This is a genomic window from Niallia sp. Marseille-Q9988, assembly GCF_976954375.1.
The window spans coordinates 16694-37020 of sequence record NZ_CDRJSZ010000016.1 but is presented as its reverse complement, the minus strand read 5'-3'; the positions used below and the strand labels follow the sequence as shown (position 1 = coordinate 37020).

Genomic DNA, 20327 nt, shown 5'->3' with positions numbered 1-20327 from the left:
TAGTAAACTTAAGATTATGTCAAAGGAGAAATGCACTTGATTATTATTATCCTAGCTTCTTACTTAATCGGTTCTTTTCCAACTGCCTTAATTATCGGCAAGGTTTTTTATGGTATAGACATTCGTAAACATGGCAGTTTTAACCCAGGAGCTACTAATTCTATTCGCGTGTTAGGCAAAAAAGCTGGGATTGCCGTTTTACTACTTGATGTCGGAAAAGGAGCGCTAGCCACATGCTTACCATACTTGCTAATGGTAGATATAAATCCGTTATACACTGGATTAGTCGCTGTCATTGGTCATTGCTTTCCAATTTTCGCTAGATTCCGTGGTGGAAAAGCAATTGCAACTACAGCAGGGACCCTTCTCGTTGCCAATCCAGCTTTGTTTTTCATTACCTATTTTGCATTCTTCGCTGTTATTTTTATAACAAAATATGTATTCTTGGGTAGTATTTCAGTAGGAATAATCATTTTTTTATATGCGCTATTATCTCCTACCATCCAACATGACTGGCTCTTTTTCTTGTTTTTAATACTATTAATCTTTTTACATCGCTCTAATATTCTTAATTTTATTCATCATCAAGAACCTAAAATTAATGATAAAAACATAAAAAAGGATCGAATTAACCCGAAGAAAATAGGCTGATTCCCCTTAATTGGACAAGCTTTTCAGGAAATTGTTGATTACGGACTTTTCCTGGGAAATACTGTCGAATGAATGGAAATCAAAATAAAGAAGTTGCTCTTTTAAGAGTTGCTCCTTTATTTTGATTTTGGAGGTTGTGGAGGGAAGTGCTGGGATGGGGATGGTGGTTTGGCTGATTTATCGCTAGTTCGGCTGATTTCCTTCTTACTTTGGCTGATTTATCGCTAGTTCGGCTGATTTCCTTCTTACTTTGGCTGATTTATCGCTAGTTCGGCTGATTCCCTTCCTACTTTGGCTGATTTATCGCTGGTTTGGCTGATTTCCCTCCTACTTTGGCTGATTTATCGTTGGTTTGGCTGATTTCCACGTTCGACTAGAATATATACCACTATCCAAGCTAGTTTTGCCATCCTCCCCCTCTTTTCCCATTAAAAAAGCTGCCAGCAAAGTCGTTTTCAACATTTGCTGACAGCTAAAGGGGAGATAGATTCCCTTCTTATCTTTTATTCATTTCTTCGACTAATAATTTATTAACCATTTGTGGATTTGCTTGTCCCTTTGTCGCTTTCATCAATTGACCAACAAGAAACCCAATTGCTTTTTGTTTTCCATTTTTAAAGTCTTCAATGGATTGAGGATTGTTATCCAATACTTCGCCGATGATTTTCAGCAATGCACCTTCATCAGAGATTTGCACTAGCCCTTTCTCTTTAACAATCGCTTCCGCATCTCCGCCATTTTCAATCAACTCTTTAAAAACTTGTTTTGCAATCTTACTGGAGATTGTTCCATTTCCAATGAGCTTTATCATACCAGCAAGATTTTCTGGAGTTAGCTTTACTTCTGCTAGCTCCTTTTGCTCTGCGTTTAAATAGGCAGAAACATCGCCCATTACCCAGTTAGAAGCAAGCTTTGGCTCCGCTCCATTTGCAACAGTGCCTTCAAAGAAATCAGCCATTTCCTTCGTAACGGTTAATACTTTCGCATCGTACTCTGGTAAGCCCCATTCTTCCATATAACGCTTTTGTCTTGCATCTGGTAATTCTGGAATTTCCGCACGAATTCTTGCTTTCCAATCTTCGTCGATATACAAATCTGTTAAATCTGGTTCGGGGAAATAACGATAATCATCTGAACCTTCTTTAACACGCATTAGCAATGTTGTACTTGTTGCTTCATCAAAGCGGCGTGTTTCTTGATTAATGACACCACCTGAAGAAACAACCTCTCTTTGTCGTTGTTCTTCATACTCTAATCCTTTGCGAACAAAGTTAAAGGAGTTTAAGTTTTTCAGCTCCGTTTTTGTTCCAAATTCCTCTTGTCCTACAGGACGAATCGAAATGTTGGCATCACAGCGCAAAGAACCTTCTTCCATTTTACAATCAGATACGCCTGTATATTGAATGATGGATTTCAATTTTTCCAAGTAAGCATATGCTTCATTTGGTGTACGAATATCTGGCTCAGAAACGATTTCAATTAATGGCGTTCCTTGACGGTTGAAGTCCACTAATGAATATCCTTTCTCATGATTCAGTTTTCCTGCATCCTCTTCTAAATGCACACGGGTAATCCCAATTTTTTTCTTATAGCCATCTACTTCAATTTCAATCCAGCCATGCTCTCCAATCGGTTTATCGAATTGTGAGATTTGATAAGCTTTTGGATTATCTGGATAAAAATAGTTTTTACGGTCAAATTTCGTCTCCGTCGCTATTTCACAGTTTAATGCCATAGACGCTTTCATGCCATATTCTACAGCTTTTTTATTTAAAACAGGTAGTACGCCAGGATAGCCTAAATCGACTACTGTCGTATTTGTATTCGGCTCAGCACCGAAGTGATTGGGACTTGCTGAGAATATTTTTGATTGTGTTTTTAACTCTACATGGACCTCTAGCCCAATGACTGTTTCAAATTCCATCTTTTTCACCCCTTACAGCGTTGGTTTTTGTTTATGATAATCTGTAGCTTGTTCAAACGCATAAGCCACTTTATATACAGATGCTTCATCAAAGTGTTTACCGATAATTTGTAAACCAAGTGGCAAACCGTTAGAGAAGCCGCAAGGAACCGATATACCTGGTACGCCAGCTAAGTTCACTGGAATCGTTAATATATCGTTTGCATACATCGTTAATGGATCATCCACATTTTCTCCTAACTTAAAGGCTGGTGTTGGAGTAGTTGGTCCAATAATAACATCATACTTTTCAAATACATCTTCGAAATCTTTTTTAATTAATGTACGTACTTTTTGTGCTTTTTTATAATAAGCATCATAATAGCCAGAGCTTAAAGCAAAGGTTCCAAGCATAATTCTGCGCTTCACTTCATCGCCAAATCCTTCTGCACGTGAACGCTTATACAGATCGATTAATGTTTCCACATTATCCGCACGATAACCATATCGTACCCCATCAAAACGAGAAAGGTTTGCAGATGCTTCTGAAGAAGATAATAAATAATATGTAGCAAGGGCATATTTACTATGTGGCAAGGAAACTTCTTCCCATGTTGCGCCTAATTTTTCTAATACCTTTAATGCATCTAAAACAGATTGGCGAACTGTTTCGTTTACTCCTTCTGCTAGATACTCTTTCGGCACAGCTATTTTCATGCCCTTAATATCTCCCGTTAGGCCTTTCGTAAAATCAGGAACCTCTACATTTGCCGAAGTAGAATCCATTGGATCTAAACCAGAAATAGCATTAAGCAAGAAAGCATTGTCTTCTACCGTACGTGTAATTGGTCCAATTTGATCAAGTGAGGATGCGAACGCAACGAGACCAAAGCGAGAAATTCTTCCATATGTAGGTTTTAAGCCGACAACCCCACAGAAAGCTGCTGGTTGACGAATGGAGCCACCAGTATCTGATCCAAGGGAAAATAGTACTTCACCCGCTGCAACCGATGCAGCAGATCCACCTGATGATCCACCAGGAACTGTTTCAAGATTCCATGGATTTTTCGTTTTTTGGTAATAGGAATTTTCCGTGGAAGATCCCATAGCAAACTCATCCATGTTTAGCTTTCCGATTGTTATAGCTCCAGCTGCTTGCAGCTTGTCCATAACTGTTGCATTATAAATCGGTTGGAAATTCTCTAAGATTTTACTCGAACAAGTTGTTCTTAAATCCTTCGTAACAATATTATCCTTTATCCCAATCGGCATTCCGAATAGGCTCCCGGAATGTTCCCCATTTACAAGCTTGCTATCTAGTACGCTAGCTTGTGATAAAGCATTTTCTTCATCTAATGTTAAAAATGCTTGTACTTTCCCATCTACGTCTTTTATGCGATTATACGATTCTTTTACTAAATCTGTAACAGATATCTCTTTCTTATGTAATAGTTCCTGTAAATCCGTCATCTTTTGATCAAAAAGACTCATATGATTTCCCCTCCTTACTCAATGATAGATGGCACTTTAATTTGTCCATCCTGATGGTCTGGCGCATTGCGTAAAACTTCCTCAACAGGTAAGCCCTTTGTTGGTACATCTTCACGTAATACATTTTTCATATCTAATACATGGGAAGTTGGTTCAATTCCCTCTGTGTCTAATTCATTTAGTTCTTCTGCAAAAGAAATAATAGCATCCAATTGCTTTTGAAAATGCTCTGCTTCCTCATCCGATATCGCAAGTCTAGCTAGATTCGCAACATGCTTTACTTCTTCCTTTGTAATTCTTGACATATATATGTCACCTCCATCATTATACGTACAATACAATAATCTGATAATAGCAAACAAATCATTAGGAAAGCAACCGAAAGTAAGATTATATCTTGTAAGAAAGCCGTTTCTTTATAAATGATTGTTTTCCTTGAAAAATGTTTATCCATATTAAATGTACATAGTCTTTACAATTATACCATTTTGATTTAGTTGGTCGCTCCGTTCATTTCTATTTTAAAGTAAAAATAGAGGGACCTCCCTCTTTTTATCGGTTATTTTCCAGCGAGGAAAGGAGTGGCTCATACATCATTAACGCATGATTTTCTGTAATATACTCTTCCTCCAATAATACACCTCTTCTATTAAATTTTTTTCGATAAATTTGATTATGGCGAATATAGCCGCCGAAATAGGCTGGTGTGATTTGATGCTCTTTTTCAAACACTTCATAATGAGATAAACTAGGTGCTGCCCCTAGCCATTCCCCACTTAAATGGGTATTTGTTACTTCTAAGCATAATTGAAAAGTAGTATCTGTTTCATTTTTGATTTGTAGGTCTAAATAATTGTAGGAACAAGTCGCGCCACTACCGAATGGCTGTGTTCGGTTGGAATCAGGGAAAACATCATAACTATGGCGATGCCTTTCCACCACTGTTAACGGAGTATGTAATGTCATCCAATAAATCAGATTAGAAAGCTGGCACAGCCCTCCTCCAACTCCAGTACGATAGCTCCCAGAATACAGAACCATCCCGTCTACAAAACCCTTTTTATAAGTGGGCTTGCCTATTGTTCTCCAATAAGAAAAGGTTTCTCCTGGTTCTATGACTATCAAATTTATTTTTGAAACCGCCACTTTTAAATTAATAATTTTGTTATACTGCAGCCTCATATCAACATCCTTTAATTCTCTTAGTAGCATTGTTTTATGGGTAAAATAAGAATGGGGTAGTAATGCCTTTTGCTTTTTCTTTGCATAGTGTTTTCTCGCTTTCATCCATTGCATATATCTCTTTGTGGTATAATATTTTTTCCCGAAATAAAGACGTAGGGCTGACCTTTTTTTGGGTCTTAACGCTGTAATATTCATAAATACGCTCTCCATTTTTTCCCTTTTCTCCTTTATTTCGCTAACTATTTCGTAAATCCTTCTTTTTTCTAAGAGGGTTGTTAAGCAGTAAAAATCCCTTATACCCGAGACAGAAATTGCTTTATTTTTCTCATTCTTGGCAAATAGATAGGAAATTCACGCAAAATCCGATACAATAGTTAATATTTAGAAGACTAAAAAGCTAGGTGACGAACAATGAATGAATTAGACTCTTTAAAATTAGAAAACCAACTTTGTTTTCTTTTATATGCAAGTTCACGGGAATTAACGAAAAAATATAAGCCCTTGTTAGAGGAGCTAGATGTAACCTATCCACAATACCTAGTTCTTTTACTTCTATGGGAGCATAAAAGTCTTAGTGTGAAGGAAATGGGAAATTACTTATACCTCGATTCTGGTACACTAACGCCAATGCTTAAGAGAATGGAACAGCAACAATTACTCCAACGTAAGCGATCCCTTGAGGATGAGCGTTCCGTACTCATTACCTTAACGGACAAAGGAGCTTCTCTACAGCAAAAAGCAGCATGTATTCCAACCGAAGTTTTCAAGCTTTTTGGAAAATCAGACGAAGAAATCACTGAATTAAAGCAATCACTATTAAAGCTTTTGCAAAACCTCACGTAATGCACCATGATTTAAAATAGGATAGACATAAAGAGAGCAGATAAAAGTTTAGGTACTTTCATCTGCTCTCTTTTTATGCTTCTATTAAGCTGTAACCACTTCTAATTGAACATCAATATTTCCTCTAGTTGCTTTAGAGTAGGGGCAGAAGTTATGCGCTTTGTGTACAAGCTCCTCTAAAACATCCTTTTCAATTCCAGTTCCTTTTACAGATAATTTTACAGCTAATTTAAAGCCTTGATCTGTTTCATCCTTTAGTAAGCTAACACTAGCTGTTGTTTCAGAGTCAAAGTTTACTTTTTCTCTCTGCGCCATTAATTGTAATGCACCATCAAAACATGCCGAATATCCAGCTGCAAATAATTGCTCAGGGTTTGTCGCATCCTCCAATTCCTTTGCTCTTTGAGTTCCTGGCATCGCTGTATCAAATTGAATAACATAGTCTTCTGACTCTACTCGACCTTCTCTTCCACCAGTTGCTGTAACAGATGTTGTAAGAATTGTATCGCTCATGATTATTCCTCCAATAATTTATTATTTTCCGCATATACATTGTACACAATATAATTTCACAAAACAAATATTTTGCACTTTCTTTTCATATTTACCCTTTTCAAAAAAAGTAAACATGCCTACAACAATTATTTTAAACAAAAAGGCCCAAAAAGATTTCTCCTTTTGAGCCCTTTTCTTACTTACTAAACCATTTTCCAATAGTCGTAAATAATCCCTTTTTCTGACTATCTTGCGAAGATTCCTCTTCTACTGTATCGTTTGTTTGTTCCCCGATATAAATATCTTCTTTATTAATCGCATGATCATAAGCAATTAATAAGCCAATTTCACTATCTGCCTCTTTATTGGTTACAATCGTGTATTCCATTTTGGCTTGATTAGCTTCCTTAATATATTTCGATAAGTATGAATAGTCTAAATGACCATTTAAATATAACTTCGCACCTGTATTCTTTTTCATCGCATCAAGTATTTCTTTGTAGGGCGATGGTTCAATTACTTGGGATTGATTTAGTGCAATCACAACTCTTTCTCTTAGAGTACCAAGAAATTTTCTTCGTTCCTCTGGCTTTGTTTCCTTTGCCCCATACATTCCCTTTTGCATATAATCATCTAAGTTAGGGTTTGATGACATGTTCACAACTCCTTCAAATAGATTCCTTTTCTCATACTATACTCTACTCTGCTGATAAAAAACCTTGTACCTTTTTGAAATTTTTTTGTCATGATACAAAAAGAGAGAGTTAGGCATCAGTTATTCCACTTTTCAAGGGAAGCATGATGATTAACTCTCTGACATTATCCTCTTAACCTTCAGTAAGTACACCGTTAGCTTATAAAATTCGAGGAAGAAGGTGTTCAACTAACCATAAACGAGAGATCAAGAGTTCCCATTTATGGAAGTATCCCTTTATTGATAAATATGAATAAATGGTTCTTCTGCATCAACATCACGAACAATTAATGCTTCAGGGCCATATACGGAGGTAATGCTAACCTGCACAGAAGAGGTATTATTTGGCGGAAAATGTTCCATAACCTTCCCTGCAACAAATTGAGTGAAGCCGAGTGCTTCTGCTTCTCCATAAAACTGAATCGGAATCTCAATACTTAAATTCTGCATTTCATCATTCACATAGAAAGCTCTTCCGACAACTCCATTAAAGTTAGGAAAATAATTTTCAATGTCCTGCTTAAAATAAGAAAATGCATCCGCTTCTGACTTATATTGCGTATCTGAGCTTGGGAATAAAATATATTTTTCATTAATCTCTTCCCAATCCCCTATACTTTTGCTATCACCTGCAACCTTAGCATATGAAATAAAGTTTCCAGGAACAACAGAGGAGCTTTCCTTCTGCTCAAAAAGAGAAATAATGATTGGAACCTTTTCAAGTCCTTCCACTTCTCTAATTCTTTTTACTACCTCTATTGCAATTTTTTTCCCTTCTTTTTCAAGCTTTGTTCGATCTATTTTCAGTTCTTTTGCCGCTCCCTTTTCTACATAGGAATAGACTGAATTCATAGCCAAACCAATTGAAATTCCACCAAGCTTTAAACTATTATCATCGGTTTTCACTAAATAATCATGTTCGAGGATATGAGCTAAATAAATGGGCTCTTTGCCATTTTCCTCGCCAGCTGGATTTAACCCCTTTGCATTCTTGCTAGACTTTCTCCCAAGCCAATTGGTGATTAAACTGCTATCTAAATACTGGCCTTCTTGGAAAAAGTATTGTTCTGGATCATATGCATTTTGTGCAATTCGCATTAATCCTGTTTCAAATTCAGCAATGTCATAGCGGGTATTTAAATTATTTACAACCAATCCCCTTGCTTCAGAAGCTTTGAATGGAACAACTACCTTATAATAATCGTCAGAGATTTTATAATTTGGTATAATCGCTGTTTCTGTTGTATTACTATCTACGTCTTCTGTCTTTACTTCTTCTTCTTTATTAAAGTTAGGTGCACAAGCTGATAGGACTAATATTAGTCCAAGCACCATCATTACGTGTTTTTTCATTCACCAAACACACCTTTGTTCTTCAATTCTTCCATAAGTTTTTCCTCATCCCATACTTCAAGACCTAACTGTTCCGCTTTTGTTAATTTACTTCCTGCATCATTTCCTGCAATGACTAAATCTGTTTTCTTACTGACACTTCCTGTTATTTTACCACCTAATAATTCAATTTGTTCTTTAGCTTCATTACGAGAAAGTTGTTCTAACTTTCCTGTTAAAACAATGGTTTTTCCAGCAAATACGGAATCAGCATCTTCTGTCGTTACTGGTAATGGACCCGTATATTCCATGTTAACACCATAGGTTTTAAGTTCATTGATTAATTCCAGCACTTCTTCCTGTTCAAAAAAAGTGACAATGGAGTCAGCCATTTTTTCGCCAATTTCATTAATAGCCGTTAACTCTTCTTTTGATGCTTTAACAAGCTGGTCCATATGTTTGAATTCCATTGCAATTGTTTTCGCTGCTTTTGCTCCCACATGTCTAATTCCTAAGCCAAACAACAGCCTCTCAAGGGAATTTTGCTTTGAAGCTTCTATTGCTTGCAATAAATTATTCACAGACTTTTCGCCCATTCTTTCTAATTGAATGAGTTGCTCATAATCTAATGTGTATAAGTCCGCAACATCTTCAATTAGTTTTTCAGAAAATAATTGGCTCACTACTCGCTCACCAAGCCCGTCAATATTCATAGCATTTCTAGAAACAAAGTGAATTAAGCCTTCCCTAATTTGCGCAGGACATTTTGGATTAATACAGCGCAATGCTACTTCTTCCTCTAATCGAACAAGTTCACTATTACATTCAGGACAATGAGTAGGCATTAGAAATTCTTCTTCTTCACCGGTTCTTTTTTCCACTAAAACATTCACTACTTCTGGAATAATATCACCAGCTTTTTTGACAACAACCATATCGCCGAGTCTAATATCTTTTTCCCGTATTAAGTCCTCATTATGTAGTGATGCTCTTTTCACCGTTGTTCCAGCAACCTTTACGGGTTCTAATACAGCAGTTGGCGTCACAACACCTGTTCTCCCCACATTCAGTTCAATGGCAAGAAGCTTTGTCATTACTTCCTCTGCGGGAAATTTGTATGCTATCGCCCATCTCGGACTTTTTGCAGTTGTTCCAAGCTGCTCTTGCTGAGCTAAACCGTCTACTTTTATTACAATACCATCTATTTCATAGGGCAAGTGTGGACGTTTTTCCTGCCAGCCTTCAATATACTGTAAAACATCCTCAATTGTTTGACATTTTTTTCTTTCTTTGTTTGTTTTGAATCCAAGTGTATCGAGTAAATCCAGTCCTTCACTATGGGATTGAACACCAGTCTGACCAACATCCCCAATGGCATAAAGGAAGATATCCAAGTTTCGAGATGCCGCAATGCGCGGATCTAATTGACGTAAAGAACCAGCTGCAGCATTTCTAGGATTGGCAAATGGCTCTTCCCCATTTTCATCCTTTATTTTATTAAGTGCCTCGAAGGATTTTTTCGGCATAAATGCTTCGCCACGAACCTCTAAACTGATCGGTTGATTTAAACGTAGGGGAATAGAACGAATCGTTTTCAGATTCGCCGTAATATCCTCTCCAGTTGTTCCATCTCCTCGCGTTGCTCCTTGTTCAAATAAGCCATTCTCATATCGAAGGGAAACAGCAAGCCCATCTATCTTTAATTCACAGACGTATGAAAAGTCTTCCCCAATAGCCGCACGAACCTTTCGATCAAAATCGCGTAAATCCGCCTCATTAAATGCATTCCCTAAGCTCAGCATCGGTTTTTGATGCTGAACCTTTGAGAACATATCCAGTATTTCTCCGCCAATTCGCTGTGATGGAGAATCATTTGTTCTTAAGCTCGGAAATTGTTCTTCCAAACGGATTAATTCATTTAATAATGCGTCATATTCCGCATCAGGAACAGAAGGATTGTCCAGAACATAATATTCATACCCATACTGATTTAATAAATTATGCAGTTCTTTAACTCGCTTCTCTGCAAGAGTTTGTTCCATATATCCTTTTCCTTTCCTTATCCTTTTTGAATCGGTGCAAATTTAGCTAATAGTCGTTTAATGCCTACTGGGCTTGGAAAAGCAATGTCTAGCTCTTTTGAATCGCCTTCCCCTTTAACACTAACAACCGTCCCAGTACCCCATTTACCATGGACTGCTTTATCGCCTACACTCCATCCGATTCCTTCTCCACCTGTTGCGACTGTAGCAGGACGGATAACTGCCTTTCTCGTTGGCTGCTGTTGGGAATAAGAAGTTCGAGAGCCGCTTTGTGCTGGTGACATTCTTTGTCTATTCGAAACAGGATTCACACCTTCAAGCAAATCTTCCGGAATTTCTTTTACAAACCGAGAAGGTGGATTCATATTGGTACGTCCAAATAAAGTTCTCATCTGGGCATTTGTTAAATACAATTGCTTCTCTGCCCGTGTAATTCCTACGTATGCAAGACGGCGTTCCTCTTCCATCTCTCCTTCTTCCATTAATGAACGAGAATGTGGGAAAACTCCTTCTTCCAAACCAATTAAGAAAACAATTGGGAATTCTAAACCTTTTGCAGAGTGCAATGTCATTAAAACAACAGAATCTGCTTGTTTTCCATCATCATCCAATTTATCAATGTCGGCAACCAATGCTAAATCTGTTAGGAAAGCAATTAATGATTTATCGTCATTAGCATCTTCAAAGTTTTTCGACACAGACATAAATTCTTCTATGTTTTCTAATCTACTTTGAGCTTCAATGGACTTTTCCGCTTTTAACATGTCTACATAGCCGGATTTATCAATAACTTCTTCGACAAGTTCTGTCACAGATAAATATTCCTGCATTCTTGTATAATTTTGAATTAAATCACGGAATTCACTTGCAGCCTTCGTAATCTTTGGACTTAAGCCAATTAATTCAACGGCCTCTAATGCTTGATACATGGACATATCATGCATTGCTGCGAAATTAGCGATTTTATCAACTGAACTAGAGCCAATTCCACGCTTTGGAACGTTAATGACCCGTTGGAAGCTAATATCGTCATCCGGATTTGCAATCAGACGAAGATAAGCAAGTGTATCTTTAATTTCCTTTCGATCGTAGAACTTTATACCTCCAACAATCGAATATTCAATATTTGACTTAAGAAGCATTTCCTCCATTACACGTGATTGTGCGTTTGTTCGATAAAGGATAGCTATATCCGATAAGTTAAGAGATGTTTCTCTTCTTAATTCTTGAATTTTCCCAATAACAAATTGCGCTTCCCCTTGCTCACTATCAGCTCGGTAATAGTATATCTTGTTGCCATCTTCATTTTCTGTCCATAAATTTTTATCTTTACGACCAGAATTATTGGCAATGACCTGATTCGCGGCTTGCAGAATTCGTTTTGTGGAACGATAGTTTTGTTCCAGCATTACTACTTTTGCATTTGGATAATCCTTTTCAAAAGAAAGGATGTTGGATATATCTGCACCACGCCATGCATAAATAGACTGATCAGAGTCCCCAACTACACAGAGATTGCGGAATCGGCTTGCTAAAAGTTTTACTAGCATATATTGTGATCTATTCGGTTGCGATAGGTAAGACTTTGAAGTAATCTCCATCTTTTCCCCCGCTTAGCACCGTACGTGAGACTTTCACCTCATACGGCGCCCCATCAACTACTAGCTCGTTACATTATCAATTACACAGTTGCCCACTTTTTTACGAAGAGCGTTAACTTTACTCAGTTGTTCTTCATTAAGATTCAGTACATTAAGGTACTTATTAATGGTGTTTTCCTTTACCGCATGGATTAACTTATGGACTTCCTTACATATAAATATAAGGTTTTGATAAGCGTCCGTTCCACCTTTATTTCTAGGCTTTTTATGATGGAGTTCCATTTCCCCAATGATTAAATCTTTACGTGTTATTGCACATTTACCTAATTGAGCAATATATTTTGAGAGTCGATTGTCATTGTATTCCATACTCTCCGATTTTATTGGGTTTTCCATCAAATAATGTACCATGAATGGCGATACAGCCTCTTGGCTATTGTGAACCAAGATTCGTCCACTTTCGGTATAAGAGTTTTTCTCCTGAGTAAAGTTCAAAGGGCTTTTGTGTTTCACCCCATCTATCGGGAATAACATCATGCCACACGCAAAGAATTTCTTTTTATTAAGATAATCTTTATATGCTTTTTGAAAGAATGGTGTGATAACTCCCTTTGAACTCTTTGCTTTTTTAAGCTTGTTATACAGGATTCGTTTGACTGAGTAAGAAATTTCACTGAAATCCTTTGTCGTATGTGTCGCATACCGATAATAATTGTGAATTCCCAAGATAGTTGAGTTAAATTTAGTTACTTCAGCCTTATTCGGTTTTCTTCGAATAAATTCAGCTTTTGTTTTTATTTTCTCAATTACCTTGCGTCGTGATTTATCTGTCATATGCGATTTAACAACACGCTTTTTGCCTTTTGGAACTACTTTGAACTTAAACCCTAGAAACTCCGAATAGTTCTTACGTAAATTGACTACTCTCGATTTCTCATTGCTGATTTCAAGGCCTAATCTTTCCTTTAACCACTGCTTAGAAGATTCAAATATAATAAATGCGGTTTTGTGGTCTCGACAAAAGATTTTAAAGTCATCTGCATATCTTACAATAAACATTTCCTTTAACTTGGTATACCTTTTAAGGGTGGCGTATTTCACCGTTTGGTCAAACCGCTGTTTTCCACCAATTACACGTATCTTTGTGTAATCCTTTCTCGTCTTAATTGTTTCCCACTGATTACTTATCCACCAGTCGAATTCATTCAATACTACATTTGAAAGTAACGGAGAAAGAATTCCTCCCTGTGGAGTTCCCTTAGTAGGTTTCCCAATTCCTTTAACCTCAGCTTTGAGCATCTTACTTATAATCGAAAGAATACGTTTATCCCTAATTCCAATCGTCCATAGTTGTTTAAGCAACTTCCCATGATCAACGTTATCGAAGAAACCTTTAATATCAACATCTACTACATAATGTAGTTTGTTTTTGTTTGCTAATGTTACAGCCCTTGAATATGCGTGGATTTGACTCCGATGAGGTCTGAATCCATAGCTATGTTTATGAAAGCGAGCCTCGCATATAGGTTCAAGAACTTGTAATAAGCATTGTTGAATAAGTCTATCTTCAATAGTAGGAATTCCTAAAGGACGAATGCCGCCATTTGGCTTTTGGATTTCCTTACGTTTCACTTTATGAGGTTTATAATCATCTAGGCGTTTTTTAACATATTGTACAAGCATATCAGGGCTTCTAAGTCCGATTTCGAATATAGTGTTTTGATTCACTCCCGCTGTCTTACTTCCCTTGTTTTTCTTGATGTTACGAAAAGCAAGTTTAACATTTGCAGGGTGTAGAACTAATTCATATAACTTATTAAAAGTTTTTCCTTCCGAACTTAGCTGATATAACTGGTCAAACATGTCTTGTGTGTTGTAATACTCATTGTTTCTCAGCTTTTGACTTTTTAACTTCTTCGGCTTCGCATGGGTTTCAGTCAATTACTCACCTCTTTACATTCCCAAATTGGGTTTGTAATTTCAGCTTTCATTTCTCTTAGTCATACTCGAACCTGAAATTTCTGTTTTAATAATGTCGTCTTCTAACAGTTGACTAATGGCTATCCCTCCACTGTTTGTTATAACAGTTTCTTTGGTACTGTGCCATTACCTTCACCGACATAAAAGAGGTTATACATATACACTTTCGACATATATGCTTTCCCTGCTACCGCTTCATAGAATGCAAACTCTCCACGTTATCGGCTTACCACGTTCCAAGAATCCTATCTGTTCATTCACAATCCGTAGGTGATTCCTCTAGCCCTGTTAGCTGGATGATGCCTGTAACATCATAAGGTATTTCATAAAGACAAATTTTACTCTACCTCACTAACCCCGACATGCGGGACTATCCGTTTCGAATAGCTATATCTCTAGAGCCGTACATTCGGAATTTCGTCAATAGATGGCTGTGACATCTAATTTCTCACCATAGATTGTCTTGTAGAACCCCGGTCTATCAGCCATACCCCCTGCCTCCAGAGAGCTTTCCTCGTCTTTCTCGTTAGGATGACCTTCAACCGACTTCACCGAGCTTATAACCCTCAAGTGTTTTGCACCACCTGAACGCTATTCGGAGGATTAGGCGAGCCTTTCAGGGCGTTACCCCATCATTCGACTCTTCAGATTCTTAGTTCTCCTAGCATTACGCTAGTGTCTAACCTTTTCAGTTAGAAACGTGTCGCACTATCCTGATACTCATCTACATGAATATATTGAAACTTACGTTGATAGTATTCTAAAACTTCTGGTACTCTTTGAAATAGATGGATTGTCTGCATGATTAAATCATCGAAATCCAAGGCTTGGTTTTTGCGCAAGCGTCTTTGATACTCTGTATATACATCACTAACAATTTGTGAAAAGTAATCGCCTGCAGTCTTCGCAAATTCTTCTGGAGTAACAAGCTCATTCTTTGAAGAACTAATACTTGCTAGAATAGCACGGGGATCATATTTCTTCGGATCAATGTTTCGGTCTTTCAGGATGCCTTTAATAACAGACTGCTGATCTGTTGTATCCAATATCGTAAAGTTTCGGTTATAGCCAATTCGATCAATATCTTTTCTTAATATCCGCACACACATCGAGTGAAAGGTTGATATCCATATATCCTCACTTGCTCCGCCTAAAACAGCTGCTATTCTCTGACGCATTTCCTTCGCCGCTTTATTTGTAAACGTAATTGCTAAGATATTGTATGGATTAACCCCCTTTTCCACCATAAGATAGGCAATTCTCTGTGTTAAAACTCGGGTTTTCCCACTTCCTGCACCTGCCATAATTAATAAAGGACCCTCTGTCGCTTTAACAGCTTCCTTCTGTTCTGGATTTAATCCATTTAGTATTTTATCTGTTAAAAATTGCATCTTTTCACCACCATAAGAACATATATTCTATTTTAACCTAGCTTCATTGGTTATTCAACGATAACTCTTTTTTATTTCGACCGTTCGCAATGCGGCAGATATGTCTGTGTAAATTATATTTCCGACAACAATTACATCTGCATAATTTGCCATTTCCTCAGCCTGTTCGACTGTTTCAATACCTCCACCATAGAACAGAATGGTTTTACTTAATTGACTCTTTGCAGCTTTTACAATCGAAGGTTCTCCATATGCTCCGCTATATTCCAAATAAAAAATGGGCAAATGAAACATCTTTTCTGCCATTAAGGCATATGCTGCGATATCTTCTTCGGATAATTCTGTCTGGGCATTTGTTAATTCCGCTACTTTACAGTCTTTATTTAACACACAGTAGCCTTGAATCAAAAATTCATCCCAATCCATAAGCTCGCCATATTCCTTCACTGCTTCATGGTGAAGACCAGTTATCCATTTTGTATCCCTGCTATTTAAAACAGTTGGAATAAAATATAAATCAAATCCGGGTGAAACCGAATCTATTGTTGACACTTCTAATATACAAGGAACAGTATAGCGACGAACACGCGCCATTAGATTTAGGACATTATCTAATGTTATGCCATCCGTTCCTCCAATGATGATTGCATCTGTACCAGATTCACATAAACGATCTAGCGCTTCATCTGAAATTTCCTTATTCGGGTCTAATTTAAATACATGACGCCATTCGCGCACATCATACATGCAAACTTCCTCCATTCTAACCTTTACATCATTTCATTATAGCATTAGATATTCCATCAAAAAAGAAATCCTTCCGTTTAACTGCTTGTAAATATTTCTTGGTGATTAGAAAAGCGGAGGACACCCGTTTAGGAGCGTGTGAGGTGGACCAACTTTTCCTCAGATATAGGAAAAAACATGGTCAACTCTAGTGAACCGATGTTGACTTATCGTAAGGAAAGGTTGTGAAGCCCATCAGCTTCTAGGTGCCCGGAGCTGGACACCAAATCAACTTCATAAACTTATGCTTTCTTAACTCTTAAAAGGAATGGAGGAAACCCCTCTCTTTTCTATTGGACGAAAAGGAGGAAGCAATTGTTTCATTTCTCACATAGTAAATTAATCATTGTTTTCATCAAAAACTGTCTAGAATTCAAAAATAAAAGGGTTGTCCCGAAAAAGAAAATCGTTCAGATTTAGTCTTTTTTGGGACAATCCCTTTCGCAATCTTATTCTTCTATTTTAGTTGGATCTTCTTTCTTAATTCGTGCTAACGCTAATTCATATGCATCATTTCCATAATTCAGGCAGCGTTTAACGCGGGATATAGTTGCAGTGCTTGCACCTGTTTCTTTTTCAATTGTATGATACGTATTTCCTTCCCTTAGCATTCTTGCTACTTCTAACCGTTGGGAAAGGGATTGAATTTCATTGACTGTACATAAGTCATCAAAAAACTGATAGCATTCTTCCAATGATTCAAGGGAGAGAATGGATTCAAATAATTGATCCAACTCTCTTCCTCTTAATTTATCAATTTGCATAGGAAACCTCCATTTTTTATCCATTATTTTTATCAAAGGCAACATTTTTAATAATCAGCCTTACCAATAGTCAATCATTATTTCAACGTTACGGCGCTCTTTAGTCCAGGAGTCGAAGGGATTATATTAATCCACGTTTTCCCAGGTACAAAACCTACCTGTTTATCTCCTTTAAATGGGAGAAGTCTTCCTTCAACATTTTCCCAATGAACTTCCTGCCATTTTCCTTGCTGCAACAAATAGGCGTTGCCGCCAGATGTTAAATCAATTTCTTTTCTTCCTTTATTATCAATAACCTTATGACTAGTTTCAATTATAAACACATTATCTACTGCCACGGATGCATTTGTTTCATAATCAACTGTTTGTTCCCCATTAGAGAATCGAATATATTTCTGGATATCATCTTCATATAAAAACTGTGAATTAAAGCTTGGATTCGTACCATAATTAATACTGACAGAGGTTGCCTCTTCGCCCTCTATTTCCTCTAGTTCTTTTGTTTTTAAAAATTGTAATGGTTCTGGTGCTCCTGATAACGAATAATTATTCTCCTTTGCACCCTTCTCAATGTTGGCAAAGCTTATGTAAGAATTATGCGGAGCAACTCGATCAGAGGACCTTTTAAAGAGGGTTCCATCATACTCCATGCCGTTTAAATTATCAATATAACCGTTTGTAAGCAGTTTTTTTGCTTCTGGACTATAGCCATGTGCAATATACAAACTATTATAACCCTTTGCAAGCTCGATATAATAGTCTCGTGAACTACGGACAGGCCCAACTACTGTAGGCTTTGTACTTTGAAAAACCGCTAGAAACCGAGTAACTTCACCTTCTGCTAATACTTCATACACAATATCTGCATCTGTCAGTCCTGTTTGTGGTCTTGCATCAGGATGATTATTAACCATAACAGTAACTGCACGGTCTGTACTTTCTGTATTGCTAGGCAAACCAGTTAATGGATATAAAGTAGCAAGGTCTGTTAATCCCTCTTCTTCCTTAGCACCATTGCCGGTTTGATTACCATTATGTTTTCCTACATCCTTCGGTTCGCTGTTGCAGGCCGTTAAGGTAAGAAGCAGAAATAGAAAAACAAACCATCTTTTCTTCATAGTCCCCTCCTAGTAATCCATCAACATGATGTTAAATGGTCTGTGTCGTTTATAACATCTACTCCCTTTATGGGAGTAAATCCTTACTTATTTAATATATCAGAATATTCTAATTAAACAATAGAACTCTTTTATATTTTAACGCATTATCGCTGGAAAGAGTACACTTTTATTCATAACATCAAATAAACCTTTTTGCGTAATCCGAATATATGGCAAATGGGTGGAGGTGAAAAACACAATGGTATAGATAGGATCCTCATACTGGTAACCTCTATCTTTAATATACTGCAGTAATTCCTTCTCTTTTTTAATAAGCTCCTCCATTGGCATAGCAGCCATCATTCCTCTTAATGGCAATGGAATTTCAATGTCTACCTTTCCGTTTTTCACCAGAACAATGCCTCCACCTATCTCCTTTAAGCGATTAAATGCGGTTATCATATCAGCATGGCTTTTTCCTAATAAAACTATATCTCCATCTCCTGTATAAGAGCTAGCCATTCCGCCAATTTCCTTTGTAAATCCCTTCAATAAAGTGTTGATTCGCCATTCTCCCTCTCGATCTAAGAGCATAAAATAACATTCATCGTGTTCCTCTGTGAGAATTGCATCAGAAACGTTAATCGAGATGGAATATGGTTTGGTAATTACTGCATTCTCTAATCTTATTCCAAAGGGCATCGAAAATTGCATGTCAAGGCTATTTACATTCCATTTTATATCAAGGGGGGTTAAATTAAATTGCTCCCACTCAACCGATGGATAGGCTTCCTTTATTTCTTTACGATCTTTCTTCACCCAAATTCCTTTGGCTAACACAGAGACAGGCGTTGGATTATCTTTCGCCTTCAGTAAGTTGATATTCGCAACTCTCCCTGTTGCAATGTTGCCATGTAAATGTTCAATCCCATGAAAGTTAGCGATATTAATGGTTGCCATATTATAAGCATCTATTAATGGTACACCATGATCCATTGCTATTCGAATGAGCTGATCAATATGCCCATTTTCGTAAAAAGAGGACGGAGATCCGTCTGTAGTTAACATTAAACGATCATACTGATCAATTCCCAATTCTTTCATTTCCTTTAGCAATTTAGGCAAATCTGGTCGGATAGAAGAGTACCTAAGACTTACTTTATACCCTTGAAGCAAACGATTCAGCACCTCTTTCCCTGTCATTGCTTCATGATCACTATCTACTCCCAGAAGCATTAATTTTGCGAGCGTTTTCTCAGATGCTCCCGGAAAATGTCCCTCGATTCGCTTTCTCAGACGCTTTGTCTCCTGCATCCAGTGAAGCATCATATCATCACCGTCTAAAAGTTTCGGCCAGCCTGTTAATTCTCCACCTTGAATTACTGCATCATTCTCTATCCAACTTTTTACATTTCCATGGGAAAAAACTTGCTCTTCATCTTGTAGCTCTGTTTGTGCATCATATCTACTCCACCATAATATCGTAGATGGAATGTCCTTCATAAAGTTCAAAAAAGTAAACGCTTTCTTTTTTTCTAACTGCATAGCCAAAACAAGGTTATCATTCACATATGTAGTTGTACCAAATTGTGATGTATATTGGGCTAAGGTTAGGGGATTATATATTTGAAAAGGATGAGCATGTGGTTCTATATATCCTGGAACTAAAAAAAGTTCTGTGCAATCAACAATTTCTGCTTGATCTATTCGGATGGGCATGTCATTGCCCACATAAATGATTCTATCTTGATATATCCAGATATTTGCTATAAGCCACTTGCGTAATATCTGATTTAAATAAGTTGCATTTTTTAGAATGATTGTGGGGGATTTTTCACCATTCAAAATGGATACATGGTCACGCAAAACTTTGTTTTTCCATCGATATCGCTGAGCTAACACTACGCTTCCTCCCTTTTCATGGTCTGTCTCATGTATATAAAAAATGGAACGATTTCTCTTTGAATATATTAGGAATTGCTATGTAATTTCCTAAGATTAACATTATTTTACCATATAAAATATTAATTCATATTACTGTTTTGTTAAATTTATGTAGGAGGAACGAA

Annotated in this window: 16 protein-coding genes and 2 pseudogenes; 2 read left to right on the top strand and 16 right to left on the bottom strand. The window is 37.1% G+C overall.

Translation table 11 applies throughout. The features are described 5' to 3' along the window. Nucleotides 1-30: 30 nt before the first annotated feature. Nucleotides 31-651, top strand: a complete 621-nt coding sequence (gene plsY, locus ACWNMZ_RS22360; RefSeq protein ID WP_031538072.1) for a glycerol-3-phosphate 1-O-acyltransferase PlsY — start codon at nt 31-33, stop codon at nt 649-651. A 327-nt stretch (nt 652-978) separates the two neighbouring features. Here the strand turns inward: plsY and ACWNMZ_RS22355 are convergent, their stop codons facing one another. The 5 genes from ACWNMZ_RS22355 to ACWNMZ_RS22335 form a co-directional block, all read right to left on the bottom strand. After that, entirely contained in the window at nt 979-1113 is a 135-nt protein-coding gene (locus ACWNMZ_RS22355) for a hypothetical protein (protein ID WP_449598898.1), read from the bottom strand. Between the two features lie 34 nt (nt 1114-1147). Then, nucleotides 1148-2575, bottom strand: a complete 1428-nt coding sequence (gene gatB, locus ACWNMZ_RS22350; protein ID WP_031538074.1) for an Asp-tRNA(Asn)/Glu-tRNA(Gln) amidotransferase subunit GatB — start codon at nt 2573-2575, stop codon at nt 1148-1150. A gap of 12 nt (nt 2576-2587) precedes the next feature. Continuing rightward, complete coding sequence (gene gatA, locus ACWNMZ_RS22345) at nt 2588-4045, bottom strand: Asp-tRNA(Asn)/Glu-tRNA(Gln) amidotransferase subunit GatA (RefSeq protein ID WP_031538076.1); 1458 nt, start codon at nt 4043-4045, stop codon at nt 2588-2590. 14 nt (nt 4046-4059) lie between these two features. Continuing rightward, a complete protein-coding gene (gatC, locus tag ACWNMZ_RS22340) occupies nt 4060-4350 on the bottom strand; it encodes an Asp-tRNA(Asn)/Glu-tRNA(Gln) amidotransferase subunit GatC (RefSeq protein WP_031538078.1) in 291 nt (96 codons plus the stop codon). Between the two features lie 247 nt (nt 4351-4597). Beyond that, entirely contained in the window at nt 4598-5425 is an 828-nt protein-coding gene (locus tag ACWNMZ_RS22335) for a VanW family protein (protein ID WP_441993467.1), read from the bottom strand. 216 nt (nt 5426-5641) lie between these two features. Here ACWNMZ_RS22335 and ACWNMZ_RS22330 point away from each other — a divergent pair, with 216 nt between their 5' ends. Continuing rightward, a complete protein-coding gene (locus ACWNMZ_RS22330; protein WP_031538081.1) occupies nt 5642-6073 on the top strand; it encodes a MarR family winged helix-turn-helix transcriptional regulator in 432 nt (143 codons plus the stop codon). Nucleotides 6074-6157: 84 nt separating this feature from the next. On the opposite strand, the gene ACWNMZ_RS22325 is transcribed toward ACWNMZ_RS22330, so the two are convergent. From ACWNMZ_RS22325 to ACWNMZ_RS22275, 11 genes and pseudogenes are all read right to left on the bottom strand, one after another. Further along, a complete protein-coding gene (locus ACWNMZ_RS22325) occupies nt 6158-6586 on the bottom strand; it encodes an organic hydroperoxide resistance protein (protein ID WP_031538082.1) in 429 nt (142 codons plus the stop codon). A 178-nt stretch (nt 6587-6764) separates the two neighbouring features. Next, a complete protein-coding gene (locus tag ACWNMZ_RS22320) occupies nt 6765-7223 on the bottom strand; it encodes a YueI family protein (protein WP_031538084.1) in 459 nt (152 codons plus the stop codon). A 276-nt stretch (nt 7224-7499) separates the two neighbouring features. After that, complete coding sequence (locus ACWNMZ_RS22315; protein WP_031538086.1) at nt 7500-8615, bottom strand: CamS family sex pheromone protein; 1116 nt, start codon at nt 8613-8615, stop codon at nt 7500-7502. After that, complete coding sequence (gene ligA, locus ACWNMZ_RS22310) at nt 8612-10636, bottom strand: NAD-dependent DNA ligase LigA (RefSeq protein WP_441993294.1); 2025 nt, start codon at nt 10634-10636, stop codon at nt 8612-8614. Before ligA ends, ACWNMZ_RS22315 begins: the two co-directional genes overlap by 4 nt. 17 nt (nt 10637-10653) lie before the next feature. Continuing rightward, nucleotides 10654-12201 (bottom strand): annotated as a pseudogene (locus ACWNMZ_RS22305) (3'-5' exonuclease); the annotation flags it as partial. A gap of 96 nt (nt 12202-12297) precedes the next feature. Continuing rightward, nucleotides 12298-14100 carry a group II intron reverse transcriptase/maturase gene (gene ltrA / locus ACWNMZ_RS22300; RefSeq protein WP_449598903.1) on the bottom strand — a complete coding sequence of 601 codons (1803 nt, stop codon included), beginning with the start codon at nt 14098-14100 and terminating at the stop codon, nt 12298-12300. A gap of 824 nt (nt 14101-14924) precedes the next feature. Further along, nucleotides 14925-15608, bottom strand: a pseudogene (locus ACWNMZ_RS22295) (UvrD-helicase domain-containing protein); the annotation flags it as partial. A gap of 54 nt (nt 15609-15662) precedes the next feature. Further along, the gene (locus ACWNMZ_RS22290) at nt 15663-16355 is read right to left on the bottom strand and encodes a heptaprenylglyceryl phosphate synthase (protein ID WP_031540067.1); all 693 of its coding nucleotides are present in this window, start codon (nt 16353-16355) and stop codon (nt 15663-15665) included. 488 nt (nt 16356-16843) lie between these two features. Continuing rightward, nucleotides 16844-17158 carry a YerC/YecD family TrpR-related protein gene (locus ACWNMZ_RS22285; RefSeq protein WP_031540068.1) on the bottom strand — a complete coding sequence of 105 codons (315 nt, stop codon included), beginning with the start codon at nt 17156-17158 and terminating at the stop codon, nt 16844-16846. A gap of 77 nt (nt 17159-17235) precedes the next feature. Then, the gene (locus tag ACWNMZ_RS22280) at nt 17236-18276 is read right to left on the bottom strand and encodes a DUF3048 domain-containing protein (protein WP_441131833.1); all 1041 of its coding nucleotides are present in this window, start codon (nt 18274-18276) and stop codon (nt 17236-17238) included. Between the two features lie 138 nt (nt 18277-18414). Next, nucleotides 18415-20160, bottom strand: coding sequence for an adenine deaminase C-terminal domain-containing protein (locus ACWNMZ_RS22275; RefSeq protein ID WP_441131835.1), 1746 nt, complete (start codon nt 20158-20160; stop codon nt 18415-18417). Between the last annotated feature and the right edge of the window lie 167 nt (nt 20161-20327).